Source organism: Gynuella sunshinyii YC6258 (genome assembly GCF_000940805.1).
Taxonomy (GTDB): domain Bacteria; phylum Pseudomonadota; class Gammaproteobacteria; order Pseudomonadales; family Natronospirillaceae; genus Gynuella; species Gynuella sunshinyii.
The window spans coordinates 5,372,184-5,389,024 of the sequence record NZ_CP007142.1 but is presented as its reverse complement, the minus strand read 5'-3'; the positions used below and the strand labels follow the sequence as shown (position 1 = coordinate 5,389,024).

Genomic DNA, 16,841 nt, shown 5'->3' with positions numbered 1-16,841 from the left:
TTTTCAGGCAGGCTATGAATTCAACCACGCAGACAAAACCCAAACGCCCACGCAGAAGTCTCGCAAAAATCCGCAAAGACAATTCCGATCAGATTCTCCAGGTTGCCGAACGTATTTTTGGTGAACGTGGTTTCAGTGGTACCACGATTTCAGCCATTGCTGAGGAAGCGGGTTTGCCTAAAGCCAATGTGTTGTATTACTTCCGCAGCAAAGAAGCCTTGTATAAAGGTGTATTGAACAAGCTGCTGAGTATCTGGCTGGTGAGTATGGGTGATATGAATGCAGAGCAACATCCACGTGAAGCGCTCAGGCACTATATTCTCAAGAAAGTCCGTCAATCCAAGGAACATCCGCATGCTTCGCGCATATTTGCGGCAGAAATCCTGCACGGTGCCCCTTATCTGAAAGTAGAGCTGGAAACGGTGTTAAAAGAACAGTTTCAGCAGACTTGTCAGGTGTTTCGCGAGTGGATTGCCAAACAATGGATGGACCCGATCAGTCCTGAACATCTGCTGTTCATGCTCTGGTCGTCCACCCAGGCCTATGCTGATTTCAGTGTGCAGAGTTGCATTCTGTTGGAGAAAGCAGAGCTCAGTAATGATGATTTTGAAGCAGGTATCGAACTGTTAACCCGGCTGGTCCTGAAAGGGTGCGGGATCAGCCAGGTGTAAATCGGGGCCATGCAGGCACACAGCCCGCAGGCATCAAATGGAAATATTCAGATTGAAGTAACGGTTGGCGTTGTGAAAGCAGATATCGCTGACCATTCTGGATAGCAGGACTTTATCATTCGGTGCTTCGCCGTCTCTGACCCAGTGCCCCAGCATGCGGCACAGTATGCGCCGGAAGTATTCGTGCCGGGTGTAGGATAAGAAGCTGCGCGAATCCGTCAGCATGCCCACAAAACGGCTCAGCAATCCCAGTTGGGCGAGTTGCTGCAGCTGTCGCTCCATACCGTCTTTCTGATCATTGAACCACCAGCCGGAACCAAACTGCACTTTGCCCACCATTTTGTCGCCCTGGAAGTTGCCGCACATGGTTGCCAGCATTTCGTTATCACTGGGATTCAGGCAATAAAGGATGGTTTTTGGCAGTTGGCCGCTGATTGCCTGGGCATCCAGCAGGCGCGACAACGCTTCAGCATAAGGGCGGTCATTGATGGAATCGAAACCGGTATTGGCACCCAGAGACGCAAACATGGCACCGTTGTTGTTGCGCAACGCGCCGATATGGTATTGCTGCGCCCAACCCAGTTGATGGTAGCGTTTGCCCAGATACACCAGTACCGCTGCCTGGAAGGCGGCCTGTGCGTCGGCATTGGGTTTTTGTCCGGCCAGACGGGCCTGCAAAATGCGATCAAGTTCTGCTTCGGATGCTTCGCCGTACACCATGTTGTCGAGACCATGGTCGGCGATACAGCAGCCATGGCTGGCAAAATGTTCAAGGCGCTGATCGAGCGCCTGGCAGAGTGATTGGAAGCTGCCGATATCTGTGTCGCTGACGTTGGCCAGTTTTTCGATGTACGCCGGATAGTCTTCCGCCTGCATCAGGAAGCAGCGGTCCGGGCGCCAGCTTGGCAGTACCTTGATGGTAAAGCCGTCTTTGGCAATTTTCCGGTGAGCGCTCAGATCATCAACAGGATCATCGGTGGTGCCAACCATGCGCACATTCATTTGTTCCATAATGCCCCGGGCACGGAAGTTGTCCTGTGCCAGCAGTTCATTAGCCCGTTGCCAGACGGATTCGGCGGTGTCACCGTTCAGCTCAACATCGGTAATTCCGAATGGACGGCGCATTTCCAGGTGAGTCCAGTGATAGATGGGATTGCCCAGCGTAAAAGGAACGGTTTCGGCAAAGGCCTGAAATTTATCCCGGTCGGATGCATCACCAGTGATCCGGGCTTCATCGATGCCATTAGTGCGCAGTGCCCGCCATTTGTAGTGATCACCGCCCAGCCAGATTTCGGTCAGATTGCGAAAACGGATGTTTTCGGCAATTTCATGCGCTGGCAGGTGGCAGTGGTAATCAATGATTGGCATATCTTTCGCCACATCATGATAAAGGAATTCGGCAATATCGGTGTCGAGCAGGAACGATTCGGTTAGGAAATTACTCATTCGCTGATTGCTCCATGGTTGTAAGGGTCTGTTGCAGTAGCTCTTTCAGGCCAAGCTGGTTGAAGAGTTCCAGTTGTCTTTCCATATTCTGACTCAGCGCCTGTTTGAGTGCCGCCGACAGTGATGCGAATACCGGCAGTGCCAGAAATTCGGTGACCAGTGCGGCGACCGACAGGTTGCGCTGATGCAGCGCCAGCAGTGTCTCTGCCATTGGATCCTGGAGTTCAAATGGCTGGCCCTGCAGATTGCGGCCGCGAGTATACAGTAGCCAGGCGGTTAGCCCCAGACTGACACAATGCGGGAACTGACCCTGATCAAACAACTGCTGGGCACCTTGCAGCCAGCGTTGGGGAATCTTCTGGCTGCCATCCATTGCGATCTGATAGGTGCGGTGTTTCAGGCTGGTATTTTCGAAGCGCGCGATCAGATCACGGGCATAGCCCGGCAGATCCACCTCGGCCTTGATGGCCCCAAGGGTCGGCTGTGCCTCTTCGAGCATGTAATGACGAATCAGACTACGCAACGGTGGATGGGTAATGGCTTCAGAGACCAACTGGAAACCACTCAGATAACCGAGATAGGCCAGTAACGAGTGACTGCCATTCAGCATCCGCAGCTTCATGGCCTCAAACGGCGCCACATCCTGAGTTAACAGGACACCCACTTTATCGAGGTCCGGCCGGTCCTGACAGAATTGATCTTCAATCACCCATTGGCTGAAAGCCTCGCATACCACGCCGGCAGCATCCTGCTGGCCGCAGGCATCAGCCAGTTGTGCGCTGGAGTCCGCCGTCATGGCCGGCACGATGCGGTCGACCATGCAGGAGGGGAAGCTGATCGACTGTCGTATCCACTCTGCCAGTGATGGATCCAGTCGCTCGGCCAGTCCGCAGACCATCTGTTCGGCGCAGCGGCCGTTATGAGGCATGTTGTCGCAGCTCAGAATCGTCAGCCCAGGCAACCCCAGACGCCGTCGCTCACTCAAACCACGAACCAGAATGCCGGCGGCTGATATGGGCCGTTCCGGATTTTGAAGGTCGTGGGCGATGCCGGGATCGGTGTTCTTAAATGCCAGCGTGGCCGGATCAATACCGTAGCCTTTTTCGGTAATGGTCAGGGTGATAAGGTGGGTGTCCACTGAAGCGATGCGGTCCACCAGTTTCCAGCTGTGGTCTTCGCCTGCCGCATAGAGAACGGTTTGAATGGCGTTGATTTCCCGTAAAACGGCCTGTTCGCTGCTGGCGCATTCGAGTACATGGTAGCGGCCGTGCTGTTGCTCAAGCTGTTCAACAATGGTCCGGTTGGAGCGGATGTTGGCAGCGCAGATCTGCCAGCCGCCGTATTCGTTCAGATAACGCTGAATATATACCGCCAGATGGGCGCGCATGAACGCGCCCAGGCCAATGTGAACAATGGTTTTTGCAGGGTTGGTGGGCTGATAAGTACTGGGGATATGCGTCAGTTGCATGAGTTACCAATTCCAGAGTGTGCCATCTTCCAGGCGGTTGACTGGCAGGCAGGCCCGTTGGTAGGGGAGTTTGGCTGCCAGCGTTTCGTCGATATCGACACCGTGGCCAGGCTTGTCTCCCGGAGTGAAAAAGCCTGACTTAAATGAGTAATCCACAGAGAATAATTCCATGGTCTGCTCATTGTGCGCCATATGTTCCTGAATGCCAAAGTTGGGAACCCAGTAGTCAAAATGCAGGGCCGCGCCCATGCCCACCGGTGAAATATCGGTTGCCCCGTGACTGCCGGTACGGACATGGTTCAGCGCCGCGAGATCCGCAATTCTGCGCATGTGAGTGATACCACCGGTATGGGTGACAGAGCAGCGGATATAGTCGATCAATTGTTCCTGTATCAATTGCTGGCAGTCGTAAATGCGGTTGAAAACTTCGCCCACGGCCAGTGGGGTCGTAGTGTGCTGACGGATCAACCGGAACGAACTCTGATTTTCTGCCGGTACCGCATCCTCCAGCCAGAACAGATGATAAGGCTCGCAGTCCTTGCCGAGCCGGGCGGCTTCTATGGGAGTCAAGCGATGGTGGATGTCGTGAAGAACGTGCAGCTCGTCGCCAAAACGGTCACGCACGGCCTGAAACAATCTGGGAACAAAATTCAGGTATTTTTCCGTAGACCAGACGGATTCCGATGGCAGTGCCGCATCGGCCGGTTCATAGGGTTTCCCGTCTTTGGGCACGCCATAAGTACTTGCAATACCGGGAATGCCGCACTGAACCCGCACCGCTTTATAGCCGAGCGCCACGTAACGTGCCACTTCATCGAGGGTGGCGGCAATGTCCTCTCCGGTGGCGTGGGCGTACACCATGATGCCATCACGGCTACGGCCGCCGAGTAACTGATACAACGGCAATCCGGCCACTTTGGCTTTGATATCCCAAAGCGCCATATCCACCGCCGCAATTGCGGTCATGGTCACCGGGCCGCCGCGCCAGTAAGCGCCACGATACAGATACTGCCAGATATCCTCGATCCGCTGCGGATCCTTATCGATCAGACAGGGAATTACATAATCTTCGAGGTAAGAAACGACGGACTTTTCACGACCATTCAAGGTGCCATCGCCAATTCCGTAAACCCCTTCATCGGTGATCAGTTTAAGGGTGACAAAATTGCGGCCAGGGCAACTCACAATCACTTTGGCATCTACGATTTTCATAATTTAATTCCGATTTATCAGGCGACCACAAACGGTCGCTCAGTGTTATTGTTAACCCGGCAAACATTTGTGCCAGGCTAACAGGGCAACCGTTACATCAACAGATTCGGCAAAAACAGCACCACGTGTGGAAACATGGCCAGTATTGCAACCATCACCAGTATCGTCAGAATAAAGGGCAGTGATTCAATCACGTAGCGGTCGGTCGGGCACTTGAGAATGCCGCAGACGGAGTACATTGCGACTCCCACCGGCGGTGTCATGCCGCCGAGGGTAACCACGATCATCATCAAAATGCCGAAGTGCACCGGGTCGATACCGAGTACCTGAATCATGGGTACAAAAATAGGGGTTAACAGCAGCACACTGACGGTGGCTTCCATTACCATGCCAACCAATACCAGGAAACCCAGAATCAGCAGCAACATCAGATCTGGATTGGAGGTCACTCCGTTCATGGTTTCAGCAATACTTTGTGGCAGGCGTTCAAACACAATCGCATACCCTACCAAAGCCGATAGCATGATAATCAGCATGATCATGCCGATGTCATTCATGCTCTCATGCAACGCTGAGATGATTTTTTTCACCGTCAGGGTCCGATACGCAAAAAAGCCCACCAGCACTGAATACACCACGGCGAATGCGCCAGCCTCTGAAGGTGTGAAAATGCCGAAGCGGATGGTGACCACCAGCATCAGTGGAAACAACAGCGCCCATTTGGCGTCTTTCATGTCCCGCCAGACTTCTCCAATAGTTGGACGACGACTGGCTTCCGGCTGATAGCCGCGACGTTTGGCGATAACCCAGGCGGCCAGCATCAGCAGTGCCATCATCAGAAAACCCGGTAATATGCCGGCAATAAACAGTTTGGCGATGGAAACATTACCGATGTAGCCGTACAGAATCAGGCCGATACTCGGTGGGATCGTCGAGGTAATCAGTGATGACACCGCAATGACCCCGGCGGTATAGCCCGGTGATAACCCGGATTTAATCATTGAGGGTCCGAGCACTCTGGCTTCCATGCAGGCATCGGCCACGGCCGATCCGGATACCCCGCCCATGAGCGTACTCAGCACAATAGAGACATGGGCCAGTCCCCCGGAAATCCACGATACCAGGGTCTTGGAAAAACCGATCAGATGATCGGAAATGCCGGTGCGGTTCATCATATGGCCGGCCAGCACAAAGAATGGCACCGCCAGTAATGGAAAACTCTGACTGGCGGAGGCAATTTTCTGTACCGAAATGGTCAGTGGAAGATAATCGGACATCAAAAAATAACTCAGACCGGCAATACCGATACTGAAGGCCAGTGGCATTTCCAGTAACAGCAGCACCACAAACAGAATCACCACAAGAGTCATTGCGTCACCTCCTGTGGAGCATCTGTTGTGTGGCCGGTCAATACCAGAAATTTCCGGACGATGATGCCCAGACACGAAAGTGTCATCAGCGCAGATCCCACCGGAACCGCGACTGTTACCCAGGCATAACTGATGGCACTGTCACCAAAACGACGTTCAACATTCAGCCAGGTCAGTTTGGCGCCGTTGTAAATCAGCACCAGCAGGAAGGCAATGACCAGCAGATATAACACCAGGTCCAACGCCGCCTTTGCCCGCACCGGCAGATGGCGGGTGATCACATCCACACCCACATGACCGCCGTTGCGCAGGGCCTGATTGGCACCCAGTACACACACCCAGACAAACAGAATCTGGGACATATCCACCGACCAGATCACCGGATGACCCAGCCAGCGCATGGTTGCCGCAATGAAAACCAGCAACACAATCAGCGCCAGGAAACTCATCGCGACATATTCTTCAAATTTGATCAAAAACTTCATCAACGCCACCTGTTGAAACATGAACGACCCGCGCGTCGCCGGACGGTATTTGTCCGGCAACCAGTGATATTGAGGTTGGTCTTACTGACCCAATACCTGCATCACCTGCTCGCGTTCTGTTTGCAGATTCAGAGTTTGATAAACACTTTCAGTGGCGTTCACGAATGGGGTGATATCCACCTCTGAAATCGTCACACCTTCTTTAACCATCAGGTTTTCGTAGTCGGTCAGCTTGGCCTGAGTCAGCTCCGTGGCATAGTCGCCGGCTAACAAAGCTTCCTCTTTGACAATGGCCTGATACTCAGCGGGCAGAGTGTCAAACCATTGGCTGCTGCCGACCAGTCCGGAGATCAGCTGGATATGTCCGGTTTTGGTGATATGACTGATCACTTCATAAAGACGGGAACCATAGACCGCCGGCATTTGTGCCTCTGCACCGTCGATCACATGTTGTTGCAGACCGGTGTACACCTCGGTCCAGCCCAGAGGAGTCGGAGTGGCGCCCATGGCCTTAATGGTTTCGAGCCAGACCGGTGCCCCCGGCGTGCGCATGCGGATGCCTTTCAGGTCAGCCGGTTGAGTGATGGGTTTGTTGGTCAGCAGATGACGACTGCCCTGCCACCAGTTGAATGACAGAATTTCCAGTCCGGCTTTCTGGCGCAGATCGCTGGCCCAGCCATTGAACAGATCAGACGTCACCAGCGTATCGAGCTTGGAAATATCGGGCACGATATAAGGGGCTCCGAGCACCGCCAGTGACGGCGTGAACACACCCAGACGACCGGTATCAACCAGTACTGCAACGTTTGCTCCGGCACGCGCCTGTTCCAGCACATCCTCGTCTTTACCGAGCTGGGAGCCGGTAAACAGACGCAGTTCCACCTTGCCGTTGGTGCGCGATTCAACCCGCTGTTTCATTCGCTCCAGGCCTTTGTACATCGGGTCATCCTGGGTCAGGGCGATATTGATATTAAGAGAATACTGGGCTGCCATTGCCGAAACGGCGACTAAAGCCCCGCCGAACAGCACGGATAAATTTGCAATCCACTTCTTTTTGTTAATCATGGCTTGGTCTCCAAGGTCTGAGCATCCAATCGAAGGATCCGGACCGGATGCGGTTACTATGTTGTTTTTGTTTTATTCGCTCAGGCGATAGGGCTGGCTGAAGGCTATTTTCTGATCTCATTGCATCAGCCGGGGCAGGTATGAATATCTGCCTGTTTAACCTGACGGGTATGTTATCGAATTAAATTTTTGATTACCATACTAGTATGGTAGTTAATGAACGCCGCCAAGGCTGCGGGAGGAATATTGCGTAAGTTCTCTGATATAAGTCATTTACCGAAGGCGCAGCAGATCTATGCACGACTGCGCCATGACATCGTCACCCTGAATCTGAAGCCGGGTCAGACGCTGTCGGAAAAAGAAATTGCAGAACGCTTCGAAGTCAGCCGCCAGCCGGTGCGCGAAGCCATGATCAAGTTGTCAGAGGTTGGTTTGCTGAAAGTTGTACCCCAGAAAGGCAGCTTTGTAGTGAAAATATCCCGTACCGAAGTAGAGGCATCCAGCTTTATTCGGCGGGCGCTGGAAGCGGCCATTGTACGGGAAGCCTGTCAAAAAATTTCCAAAGCCTGCCTGATTCACCTGAACATGCTGTTGGAAAAGCAAAAAGATGCCTGTGACCGGGATCATTTTGAAGATTTTCTGCTGCTCGATGAAGAGTTTCATTACTCCATTGCCGAAGACATCGGCCTGATCCGCGCATGGTCGGTGATTGAATCCCAGAAAGCGCAAATGGATCGGGTGCGCTTTCTGAGTCTGCCGCATGCCTCGCCAGTGCCTCAGCTGATCGAACAGCATACGGCGATCGTGCGGGCACTGGAAACAGGTTCAGAGGCGCAGGCCGAGGCGGCCATGCAATCCCATCTGTCCAGTATTCATCAGGTTATTGATGAATTGGAACAGCAGTATCCGGATTATTTCCAACAGTGATCCGGCTGGGAGGAGCCTCGCGCTCCTTACTCATTGTGGTTGCGGATTTATTGGGTACAGACTGTTCAGACCATTGCAACAGAAAGCTCACAACCTCGCGCCTGATATCGTCGGTCATTTCATGACCGACATCCGGATACAGCACAAAACGGGTATTACGGATACCCTCATGGGCAAAAATATCCTCAACCACCCGGAAACGCTGCTGCATCGAACGCCCAAAGGTTTTAAACACCACTTCCTCATCCTCGACATCAAAACTGTCCCGGTAAGTGACGGAGTCGTTATTGTCCCTGGCTCCAAGAAACACCAGCCGGTGAACCTGTGCAAACGCCTGCTGATCAAAAGGTCGGCCGGTCAGTTCAGCATAATCGCTGACACCCAGAGGATAGCGCAGGGCCTGATGATCCCACTGTCGCACCGGTGACATGGGCAGGCCGCCCGGAGAACCGATGACTGCCGCTTTGACCTGTTCAGGGTGCAGAAAACTGAAACGATCAACAAACATACCTGAAGCAGAAAAGCCGGCCATGAGTACTTTTTCCGGCACGACCATCGCCAGCTCATTGTTTAGCTGTTGCCTGGCATCATTGATCATGGCGATCAATTGCAGGTCGAGGCGTTTTATCGATTTCAGCGTGCTGTTTTGAAAATGCTCGCCATCTTTGTTCCACAATAACGGGATATCCATATCACTTTTCATATCACTCAGGCGACGGATCTGAGTCACCCGAAAACCGTCATGCCGGTCATCTTCCGGATTAACGATGGTGCCCGTTGAATCTTTATAGAGATCGCTAAACATAAAGCCGTCATCACGAGGCAACTCCATCAGATTGAACGGCCTGTCAGCATTGAAACCCGATTCAAACACCAGCGTCATATCCAGTTCCGCAACCTGTTTGAAATGGCTTTGCGGTTTGAAGTCCGCCGCTTCACAGCGATAGATCATGTTGTCCTGCACAACAAACAAATGATCGAGAGAATAACTTATGTAGTTATCGTGGTTTTGTGTCAGCCAGTTACCCTGCCAGTGAATGCTGATGGCGGTTTTATCGGTTTTGCTGATCAGCATCGAATCCCGGTCCAGCGCATGGGTATAGTATTTCCAGCCGCCATGAATATTCGAAAAACGTGGGAATACCGGTGTCAGCAGAATGAATGGCAAATTCTGATCCTCTACCGTCTGGGCCACCGGACGCAGTTGATTTTCCGCCGCGGCAAAATGAACCGCGAAATTGTCGGAGCTGGAACCGGTATTGTTCGGCAACACCAGAATATTCGCAGACTGCTGGAAGGAACGGACATGATCCGGAATATACAACAGATAAGGCCAGTAAAAATCCTGCTCCGGCCTGGCGTCTATCACCCGCAGGTTATTCTCAAAACTGCTTGAAATGGTTGAGTGCGTATCGAGCGAACTACAGGTGACCGCTGTAACCGCTACCATGGCAAACATGGCAAATATACGAATATTAAAGCAGGAAGGTCGACATAATCGCTTGAGTACCCTTACTGGTTTGGGCATTTCAGAATCCTTTTGTACTCGCAGATATAACAACTGCACTCAATGGTTATCGGAGTGTAAATGGTTTGCATTTGCCTTAATATCAGGTGATGAATAAACGAATGGTAGAAAGGTTTTTTATATAAAAAATGATCTGGATTAGCTTCACCTTAAATTGCTGACTAAAGAATGATAAAAACCCTCTATGCATTAACAGAACCTGAAAAAAAATTCGCATTTGCATTATGTAGATAGTACAACAGGCTGGTTGAAGTGACTATCTCGCATAAACAATCATCTGCACATGGCTTAACAATATGAGTTGTCTTTCAGGTCATGAGCCTCCCTTCGAAAGGTGTAGATACAACATGATTTGACCTGAAAAATTCTCTCAACTTTCCTGGAGAACATCGTGTTCTGGTGTTTTTAGGGAAGTCAATTGAGCTTACGATTTGCCAAATGCTTTGGATATTCTGCATATCGCATATCCACGCATATTCGGTTTTGGGTACGAAGATAATGAAATGGCTTGCTAATGGTTTGTGTTATTACGATAACCAAAAAATAATAAATATTAATGTCATCTTTAATAACGGAAAAAAAGTATAAAATAAGCAGTTTTCCAAAATTATTTTCAGGGTATCAGGGGGCGGTTGATCACAGATCATAAATACAGCTTTCCATTCTTCTTGTTAACCTCACAACTATTAACCCGCCATAAATACCTGTCAGGTTAATAGATTATTCAGAGGCTTCTTAATCCGCTATAAACGCGCTCCGTGTTTTTTAAGAAAAATGAATACACCCGGGTTGCTGGAAATAAATCGGGGAAAAAGCCGATATTTTGGTGTCATACTAATTAATGAGAATAATCGTATTGCCGATACCAGAGCAATTGATTAATTTTGCATTGACCGACGCTGTAACGGAAGACTTTCACGATGAACATCACCGACGCATTAAAAAACGGTATCAACGCAAGAAGCATCCCATTCGAACTCTTCATCGATCAACATCCCCCTCAAAGACCTCTGTATTTTTTAGATGAGACAGGCTGTTTTTAGCCATGATCTTCATGAAAAGAGCCAGGAGTTGCTCATTTGAAGGAGGTCTTTGTTTGAACATAAAAGGGCAAAAACAATACCTTTTTTATGTGATATTTTGTAATGAACTGACCCGTTTTGTTGTTGCTCATCGTTACTTAAGGTGCCAAAAACACAACCTGTCATTCGCGCCCAACGGCTTATTCGTACCCAACTATCGAACCCGACACCAGATCACAACCACAAATACTTGCGGACATGTGTCAAATGACATGACACACGTGAACAGGCTTTGCCACTATTTTGGGGGATATATGGAATGATGTGTCAATACAGTTGACCTGTGAATATGACCAGTCTTGAGGGACTGGGGAAGATTGCAAACAATCTCCGCATTGCGTTAACAGGCAGAACAGGAAAAACAGGAAAAACAACATGGAACAATTGACAGACCTGAAAGCCATACTGCATTCCAAGCGGGCAAATATCTACTACCTGGAAAAGTGCCGGGTGATGCAGAAAGACGGTCGCGTGCTGTACCTGACCGAAGCCCGGCACGAAAATCAATACTGGAACATTCCAATCGCCAACACCACCTGCCTGTTGCTGGGCACCGGTACCTCCATCACCCAGGCGGCCATGAGAATGCTTGCTCAGGCCGGAGTACTGGTCGGATTCTGTGGCGGTGGTGGCACACCATTGCTGATGGCCAACGAGATCGAATGGCTGACCCCGCAAAGCGAATACCGGCCGACAGAATACCTGCAGGGTTGGATGCAGTTCTGGTTTGATGACCACAAACGCCTGCAGGCGGCCAGGCAATTCCAACACGCCAGAATCCGTTTTCTGCGTCAGGTGTGGCGTAAGGACCGCGACCTTAAAGCCGAAGGGTTTGACAGCACCCACAGCGACATAGAACAGGCGCTCAACCTTTTCGAACAGAAAATTCACAGCGCCCGCAAAGTGGGCGATCTGCTACAGACCGAAGCTCAACTCACCAAACAACTCTACAAATTTGCCGCCCGCCATACCGGCTATGGTGAATTTACCCGCGAACGGGACGCAGTGGATAACGCCAACACCTTTCTGAATCACGGTAACTATCTGGCTTACGGACTGGCCGCCACCGCCCTCTGGGTGCTCGGCATTCCCCATGGTTTTGCGGTGATGCACGGGAAGACCCGAAGAGGCGCGTTGGTGTTTGATATTGCCGATCTGATCAAAGATGCCCTGATCCTGCCCTGGGCATTCATCTGCGCCAAAGAAAACATGAGTGAACAGGAATTCCGGCAACAATGCTTGCAAGCCTTTACTGATCACAAAGCCCTGGAATACATGTTTGACGAAACCAAAAACGTTGCCCTGACAACGGAATGGCAGGAATCAAAATCATGATGGTCACGTTTATCTCCCAGTGCGAAAAAAAGTCCCTCATCCGCACCCGCAGAGTGCTCGATGCGTTTGCCGACCGCATCGGAGACAACACCTGGCAGACCGTGATCACCCACGAAGGATTGCTGGCCGTCAAAAAACTACTGCGCAAAAGCGCGAGTAAAAATACCGCTGTGAGTTGTCATTGGATTCGTTCCCGCTCGCGTAGTGAGCTGGTTTGGGTGGTGGGCAGGCGTGACAAGTTTGATCTTTCAGGGCGTGTACCCGTCAATCGTACTGTGAATACCAGTATTAAAACGGAGATGGACGTGAGCTGGAATACCGCTTATGTGATTACCTTACTGTCAGCTATCGCTGGATTATTTCATGATCTGGGTAAGGCATCGCTGTTGTTTCAGGACAAGCTTCAGGGCAACAATAAGCTCGGGTTTGAACCCTACCGGCACGAATGGGTTTCGTTGCGGATATTTGAAGCATTGGTTAAAAGCAGTGGTATCACTGATCAGGAGTGGCTCAACAAATTACACTCCATCAAACCGTCCGACGAAAAAAATATTCTGGCTCAGTTGCAAAAAGATGATTTTCTGGCAGAACAAAAAGATCCCAAGCTTAGGAAAAAAAGCCCTTTCCCCGGTCTTCCTCCTGTTGCAGAAGCAGTGGCATGGCTGATCGTTTCTCATCATCGCTTGCCTAAACATATACCCTCAAAAATGTCTGGTGATCGTGTCCCTCCGGTCGAGTACGCAGAATATTGGCTGGATAAGTGTTTCCGTTGGGACTGGAACTCCCGTAACGCAGAATCAGACAAAGTTAAGACCCTGCACATAAAACAGAACTGGCAATTTCCTGGTGGTACCCCAATTCGCAGTCATCGCTGGTGTCAAAAAGCACATGAGTTGGCTAAACGTGCTTTGACCCATGATCAGTTATTGGCGGGAGGCACCAAGTGGTTACAGGACCGTTTTACCTGTCATATGGCCCGTCTGGTATTGATGCTGTCTGATCATGTGTATTCCGCCAGTGCGGTAACCGAAAAATGGCAGGATACTGAGTACTTGTGTTATGCCAATACCGACCGGCTGGCTGGTGGCAAGCTCAAGCAGAAACTTGATGAGCACAATATAGGGGTGGCCTGTAACGCTAATTTCTTTGCCAAAGAGTTGTCATCATTGAAACGCTCCCTGCCTTCACTGGCATTGGTAAAAGGTCTGGAGAAAAACACCGCAAAGGACCGTTTTCGTTGGCAGAACAGTGCAGTCGGTCTGGCAAAAACCATTAAAGAAGATGCTGGCGAACACGGATTTTTTGGTGTCAATATGGCATCGACTGGCTGTGGAAAAACCCTGGCCAATATGAAAATCATGTATGCCCTGGCCGATCAGAAAATCGGTTGTCGAGTGTCTATTGCCTTGGGATTGCGTACTTTGACGCAACAAACCGGTGATGCATTAATGTCCCTGTTGGGGCTGGGTGATGACGACATTGCCACCATGATCGGATCTCAGGCGATACGACAACTCCATGAATATTATGAAAACAGCCAGTGGGAGTCATCGGGCAGTGCATCGGCAGAATCCCTGGTGGATAGCAATCAGGTGATTCGTTATGCAGGTGAAATGTACGATAGCCGATTGAAACAATGGCTGGAAAATTCGCCGCGTTTGCAGCAACTACTCAGTGCACCGGTGCTTGTCAGTACGATTGATCACATCATGCCGGCCACCGAAGGCGAACGTGGTGGCAAGCAAATTGCGCCCATGTTGCGCCTGTTAACCTCCGACCTGATTCTCGATGAGCCTGATGATTTTGATAAAGCGGACATTCCCGCGCTGTGTCGTTTGGTTAACTGGGCAGGCATGCTCGGTGCCAGGGTATTGATCTCATCCGCGACCTTGATGCCTGTTGAGGTATCCGGGTTATTTGAAGCCTACAGAGAAGGGCGTTTGTACTATAACCGTGCCTGCGGTGAGCCTCGATCAGATCATGTGTGTTGTGCCTGGTTTGATGAAACCATTGATCCCGTGGCGGCGACCCTTGAAACGCTTTCCGGGTTTGAGGTCGCGCATGAAAAATTTGTAACCGGGCGCTGCCAGGAATTGGCCAAGCAACCGGTTAAACGACGTGCCCAATTATTGCCGGTTGATGTCTCCGGATCCCGGCCCAAAGAAGTCATTAGCGCGGTAGCTGCGACGGTTAATCGTGGAATATATACCTTGCATCAACGTTACCACCTGACTCAGCCGCAAACGGATAAGCGAATTTCTATTGGTCTGGTTCGTATGGCCAATATTAATCCACTGGTTGCGGTGGCCACAGAGTTATTGAGCCAACCGGCATCCGCGAATTATCGCCTGCATTTTTGTATCTACCACAGCCGTCATCCATTAATTGTGCGCTCAAGTATGGAGCGCGCGCTGGATGCCGTGCTGAAACGTAATGATGAGTCCGCTATCTGGCAGCAGCCAGAGATTGCTGAGGCCTTGTCTGCATACCCGGAACAGCATCATATTTTTGTTGTGTTCGCCACGGCCGTGGCCGAAGTGGGTCGGGATCATGATTATGACTGGGCTATCGTAGAACCCAGCTCCATGCGCTCCATTATTCAGCTGGCCGGCCGGGTATGGCGTCATCGGGATAAAATCTGCCAGGAGCCCAACATCCTGATTCTCAACCAGAATTACCGTGCCCTTACAGGACACTCACTGGCCTATACTCAGCCTGGTTTTGAAACGCCGTTTTTTAAATTGACCGATAAAGATCTCCAGCCACTACAACAAACTGGCGTGCTTGACTGCATTACCGCCATTCCCCGGATTCAAACACCAGAAGAGCTAAATGCCAGTTCAAATCTGATTCACCTGGAGCATGCATGTCTACGAGCCGTTATTCATGGCTATGAAGACAAAATAACCTATTCCGCTGCCTGTTGGTGGCAACAGCCCGTCAGTTGGAGCGCCGAGCTTCAGCGTAATACCCGCTTTCGCCAATCGCGAGCGGATGATCGTCTGTTTCTGAAACTGGAGGATGAGCTGGATGAGCCAGACATCTATATCGACTTTGGTAAAGGTCAGGAACCCAAGCCTGTCGCTGTCGTTCCGGATAATACCGATAGCTATCCTCCTGGCGTCTGTCCCTGGCTAAACCTGAGTGTCGTGGATCTTCTGGCTGATATCGTGGAGACATCGAATATGGGTTGGCAGGACGCCAGCAATAAGTTCACCGAGATGAGGGTTGTGGGGGTCGATCAGGCAGGCGAACGATCATTGGTGTATTCCCCGGTTTTTGGCATATATCGTCCGTTGTTTTAGTTGGCATATGCTTGACATATGCCTTTCTGGGCATAGACTCAACACGGTCAATATCAAAAATAGGATCGAGGTAAAAAATGAAAACAGCTTCATTGTTCAAGAATGGTCGAAATCAGGCCGTTCGACTACCCAAAGAGTTCGAATTTACCGGTGTCTCAGAAGTGGAAATCATACGGGAAGGCGATGCCATTATCCTGAGGCCGCTTCGAAAAACCTGGACCAGCTTTGTTGAAGTCGACAAGGCAGATGATGATTTTCTGAGTGAACGTACCGACGTTATTGAAGAGGGCAGGGTCGAGTTGTGAAAAAGACTTATATGCTCGATACCAACATTTGCTCATTCATCATGCGTGAGCGTCCGGAAGTTCTGCTGAAAGTGTTACAGGGCCATGTTGAAAACAAGGATCGTCTGGTGATATCGGCGATTACCTACGCCGAACTGCGTTTTGGCGCTATTGGCAAGAAAGCCTCTCCCAGGCACACCGTCATTGTTGATGAGTTTATCAAGCGCATAGACGGCGTATTGCCCTGGGACAAAGCCGCCGTCGACGCAACCACGCAAATCAAACTACACCTTGCCGAACAAGGGACACCCATCGGAGCCAATGACTCAGCCATTGCCGGAAATGCCATCGCAGCAGGCTGCGTGCTGGTGACCAACAACACCCGGGAATTTAACCGAGTGCCTGATTTGCGGGTCGAGGACTGGACCAATGATTAAAGGCGAACTGATGCCGGCAGGTGGTGATGTGAGAACAGAGTGCCGCCCCAGGAGAGGGGCGGCGGGCTGCCTGTGCGGCAGTGAACTTAGCGATAAGAACCGCAACTACTTATTTCTGAGCTACCAGTCGGTAGCGCTGATAGCAAAGCCAATATTTATTGGCGAATTAAACGTTAACTTCTCTTCTCCAGAGGCTGTAGCGGAAAGGTGAGGTGAATCACTAAAA

General features: G+C 50.8%; 14 protein-coding genes. 7 read left to right on the top strand and 7 right to left on the bottom strand.

All coding sequences use genetic code 11. The features are described from left to right. Positions 1-14 precede the first annotated feature (14 nt). A complete protein-coding gene (locus YC6258_RS22540; RefSeq protein ID WP_044618906.1) occupies positions 15-671 on the top strand; it encodes a TetR/AcrR family transcriptional regulator in 657 nt (218 codons plus the stop codon). A 33-nt stretch (positions 672-704) separates the two neighbouring features. On the opposite strand, the gene uxaC is transcribed toward YC6258_RS22540, so the two are convergent. From uxaC to YC6258_RS22510, 6 genes are all read right to left on the bottom strand, one after another. After that, complete coding sequence (gene uxaC / locus YC6258_RS22535) at positions 705-2,117, bottom strand: glucuronate isomerase (RefSeq protein WP_044618905.1); 1,413 nt, start codon at positions 2,115-2,117, stop codon at positions 705-707. Then, complete coding sequence (locus tag YC6258_RS22530) at positions 2,110-3,585, bottom strand: mannitol dehydrogenase family protein (protein ID WP_052830495.1); 1,476 nt, start codon at positions 3,583-3,585, stop codon at positions 2,110-2,112. The genes uxaC and YC6258_RS22530 overlap by 8 nt, the downstream gene beginning before the upstream one ends. Before the next feature lie 3 nt (positions 3,586-3,588). Continuing rightward, on the bottom strand, positions 3,589-4,797 hold the full coding sequence (gene manD, locus YC6258_RS22525) for a D-mannonate dehydratase ManD (protein ID WP_044618904.1): 1,209 nt from the start codon (positions 4,795-4,797) through the stop codon (positions 3,589-3,591). A gap of 92 nt (positions 4,798-4,889) precedes the next feature. Continuing rightward, complete coding sequence (locus YC6258_RS22520; RefSeq protein ID WP_044618903.1) at positions 4,890-6,167, bottom strand: TRAP transporter large permease; 1,278 nt, start codon at positions 6,165-6,167, stop codon at positions 4,890-4,892. Continuing rightward, positions 6,164-6,652, bottom strand: coding sequence for a TRAP transporter small permease (locus tag YC6258_RS22515; protein WP_044620321.1), 489 nt, complete (start codon positions 6,650-6,652; stop codon positions 6,164-6,166). Before YC6258_RS22515 ends, YC6258_RS22520 begins: the two co-directional genes overlap by 4 nt. Positions 6,653-6,733: 81 nt before the next feature. Then, entirely contained in the window at positions 6,734-7,717 is a 984-nt protein-coding gene (locus tag YC6258_RS22510) for a C4-dicarboxylate TRAP transporter substrate-binding protein (protein ID WP_052830493.1), read from the bottom strand. Positions 7,718-7,963: 246 nt separating this feature from the next. On the opposite strand from YC6258_RS22510, the gene YC6258_RS22505 reads away from it, so the two are divergent. After that, a complete protein-coding gene (locus YC6258_RS22505) occupies positions 7,964-8,644 on the top strand; it encodes a GntR family transcriptional regulator (RefSeq protein ID WP_169749011.1) in 681 nt (226 codons plus the stop codon). Here YC6258_RS22505 and YC6258_RS27650 read toward each other — a convergent pair. Then, positions 8,598-10,172 (bottom strand): alpha/beta hydrolase family protein, encoded by a 1,575-nt coding sequence (locus YC6258_RS27650; protein WP_052830492.1) that lies wholly within the window; start codon positions 10,170-10,172, stop codon positions 8,598-8,600. The two genes, YC6258_RS22505 and YC6258_RS27650, sit on opposite strands and share 47 nt — an antisense overlap. 1,457 nt (positions 10,173-11,629) lie before the next feature. Between YC6258_RS27650 and cas1f the strand changes: the two genes are divergently transcribed. The 5 genes from cas1f (at position 11,630) to YC6258_RS22475 (ending at position 16,826) form a co-directional block, all read left to right on the top strand. Continuing rightward, the gene (gene cas1f / locus YC6258_RS22495; RefSeq protein WP_044618901.1) at positions 11,630-12,589 is read left to right on the top strand and encodes a type I-F CRISPR-associated endonuclease Cas1f; all 960 of its coding nucleotides are present in this window, start codon (positions 11,630-11,632) and stop codon (positions 12,587-12,589) included. Then, positions 12,586-15,894, top strand: coding sequence for a type I-F CRISPR-associated helicase Cas3f (gene cas3f / locus YC6258_RS22490; RefSeq protein ID WP_044618900.1), 3,309 nt, complete (start codon positions 12,586-12,588; stop codon positions 15,892-15,894). The genes cas1f and cas3f overlap by 4 nt, the downstream gene beginning before the upstream one ends. A 77-nt stretch (positions 15,895-15,971) precedes the next feature. Beyond that, positions 15,972-16,199 (top strand): type II toxin-antitoxin system VapB family antitoxin, encoded by a 228-nt coding sequence (vapB, locus tag YC6258_RS22485; protein WP_044618899.1) that lies wholly within the window; start codon positions 15,972-15,974, stop codon positions 16,197-16,199. Then, entirely contained in the window at positions 16,196-16,615 is a 420-nt protein-coding gene (locus YC6258_RS22480) for a PIN domain-containing protein (protein ID WP_044618898.1), read from the top strand. The genes vapB and YC6258_RS22480 overlap by 4 nt, the downstream gene beginning before the upstream one ends. After that, positions 16,608-16,826, top strand: coding sequence for a hypothetical protein (locus YC6258_RS22475; RefSeq protein ID WP_044618897.1), 219 nt, complete (start codon positions 16,608-16,610; stop codon positions 16,824-16,826). Before YC6258_RS22480 ends, YC6258_RS22475 begins: the two co-directional genes overlap by 8 nt. The last annotated feature ends 15 nt before the right edge of the window (positions 16,827-16,841 follow it).

Excerpts from the sequence above, each read along its gene's own strand:
- YC6258_RS22475 (WP_044618897.1), top strand. The coding sequence starts at position 16,608 with ATGATTAAAGGCGAACTGATGCCGGCAGGTGGTGATGTGAGAACAGAG.
- cas1f (WP_044618901.1), top strand. The coding sequence starts at position 11,630 with ATGGAACAATTGACAGACCTGAAAGCCATACTGCATTCCAAGCGGGCA.
- YC6258_RS22540 (WP_044618906.1), top strand. The coding sequence starts at position 15 with ATGAATTCAACCACGCAGACAAAACCCAAACGCCCACGCAGAAGTCTC.
- cas3f (WP_044618900.1), top strand. The coding sequence starts at position 12,586 with ATGATGGTCACGTTTATCTCCCAGTGCGAAAAAAAGTCCCTCATCCGC.
- YC6258_RS27650 (WP_052830492.1), bottom strand. The coding sequence starts at position 10,172 with ATGCCCAAACCAGTAAGGGTACTCAAGCGATTATGTCGACCTTCCTGC.
- YC6258_RS22510 (WP_052830493.1), bottom strand. The coding sequence starts at position 7,717 with ATGATTAACAAAAAGAAGTGGATTGCAAATTTATCCGTGCTGTTCGGC.
- YC6258_RS22530 (WP_052830495.1), bottom strand. The coding sequence starts at position 3,585 with ATGCAACTGACGCATATCCCCAGTACTTATCAGCCCACCAACCCTGCA.
- manD (WP_044618904.1), bottom strand. The coding sequence starts at position 4,797 with ATGAAAATCGTAGATGCCAAAGTGATTGTGAGTTGCCCTGGCCGCAAT.
- YC6258_RS22515 (WP_044620321.1), bottom strand. The coding sequence starts at position 6,652 with ATGAAGTTTTTGATCAAATTTGAAGAATATGTCGCGATGAGTTTCCTG.
- vapB (WP_044618899.1), top strand. The coding sequence starts at position 15,972 with ATGAAAACAGCTTCATTGTTCAAGAATGGTCGAAATCAGGCCGTTCGA.
- uxaC (WP_044618905.1), bottom strand. The coding sequence starts at position 2,117 with ATGAGTAATTTCCTAACCGAATCGTTCCTGCTCGACACCGATATTGCC.
- YC6258_RS22520 (WP_044618903.1), bottom strand. The coding sequence starts at position 6,167 with ATGACTCTTGTGGTGATTCTGTTTGTGGTGCTGCTGTTACTGGAAATG.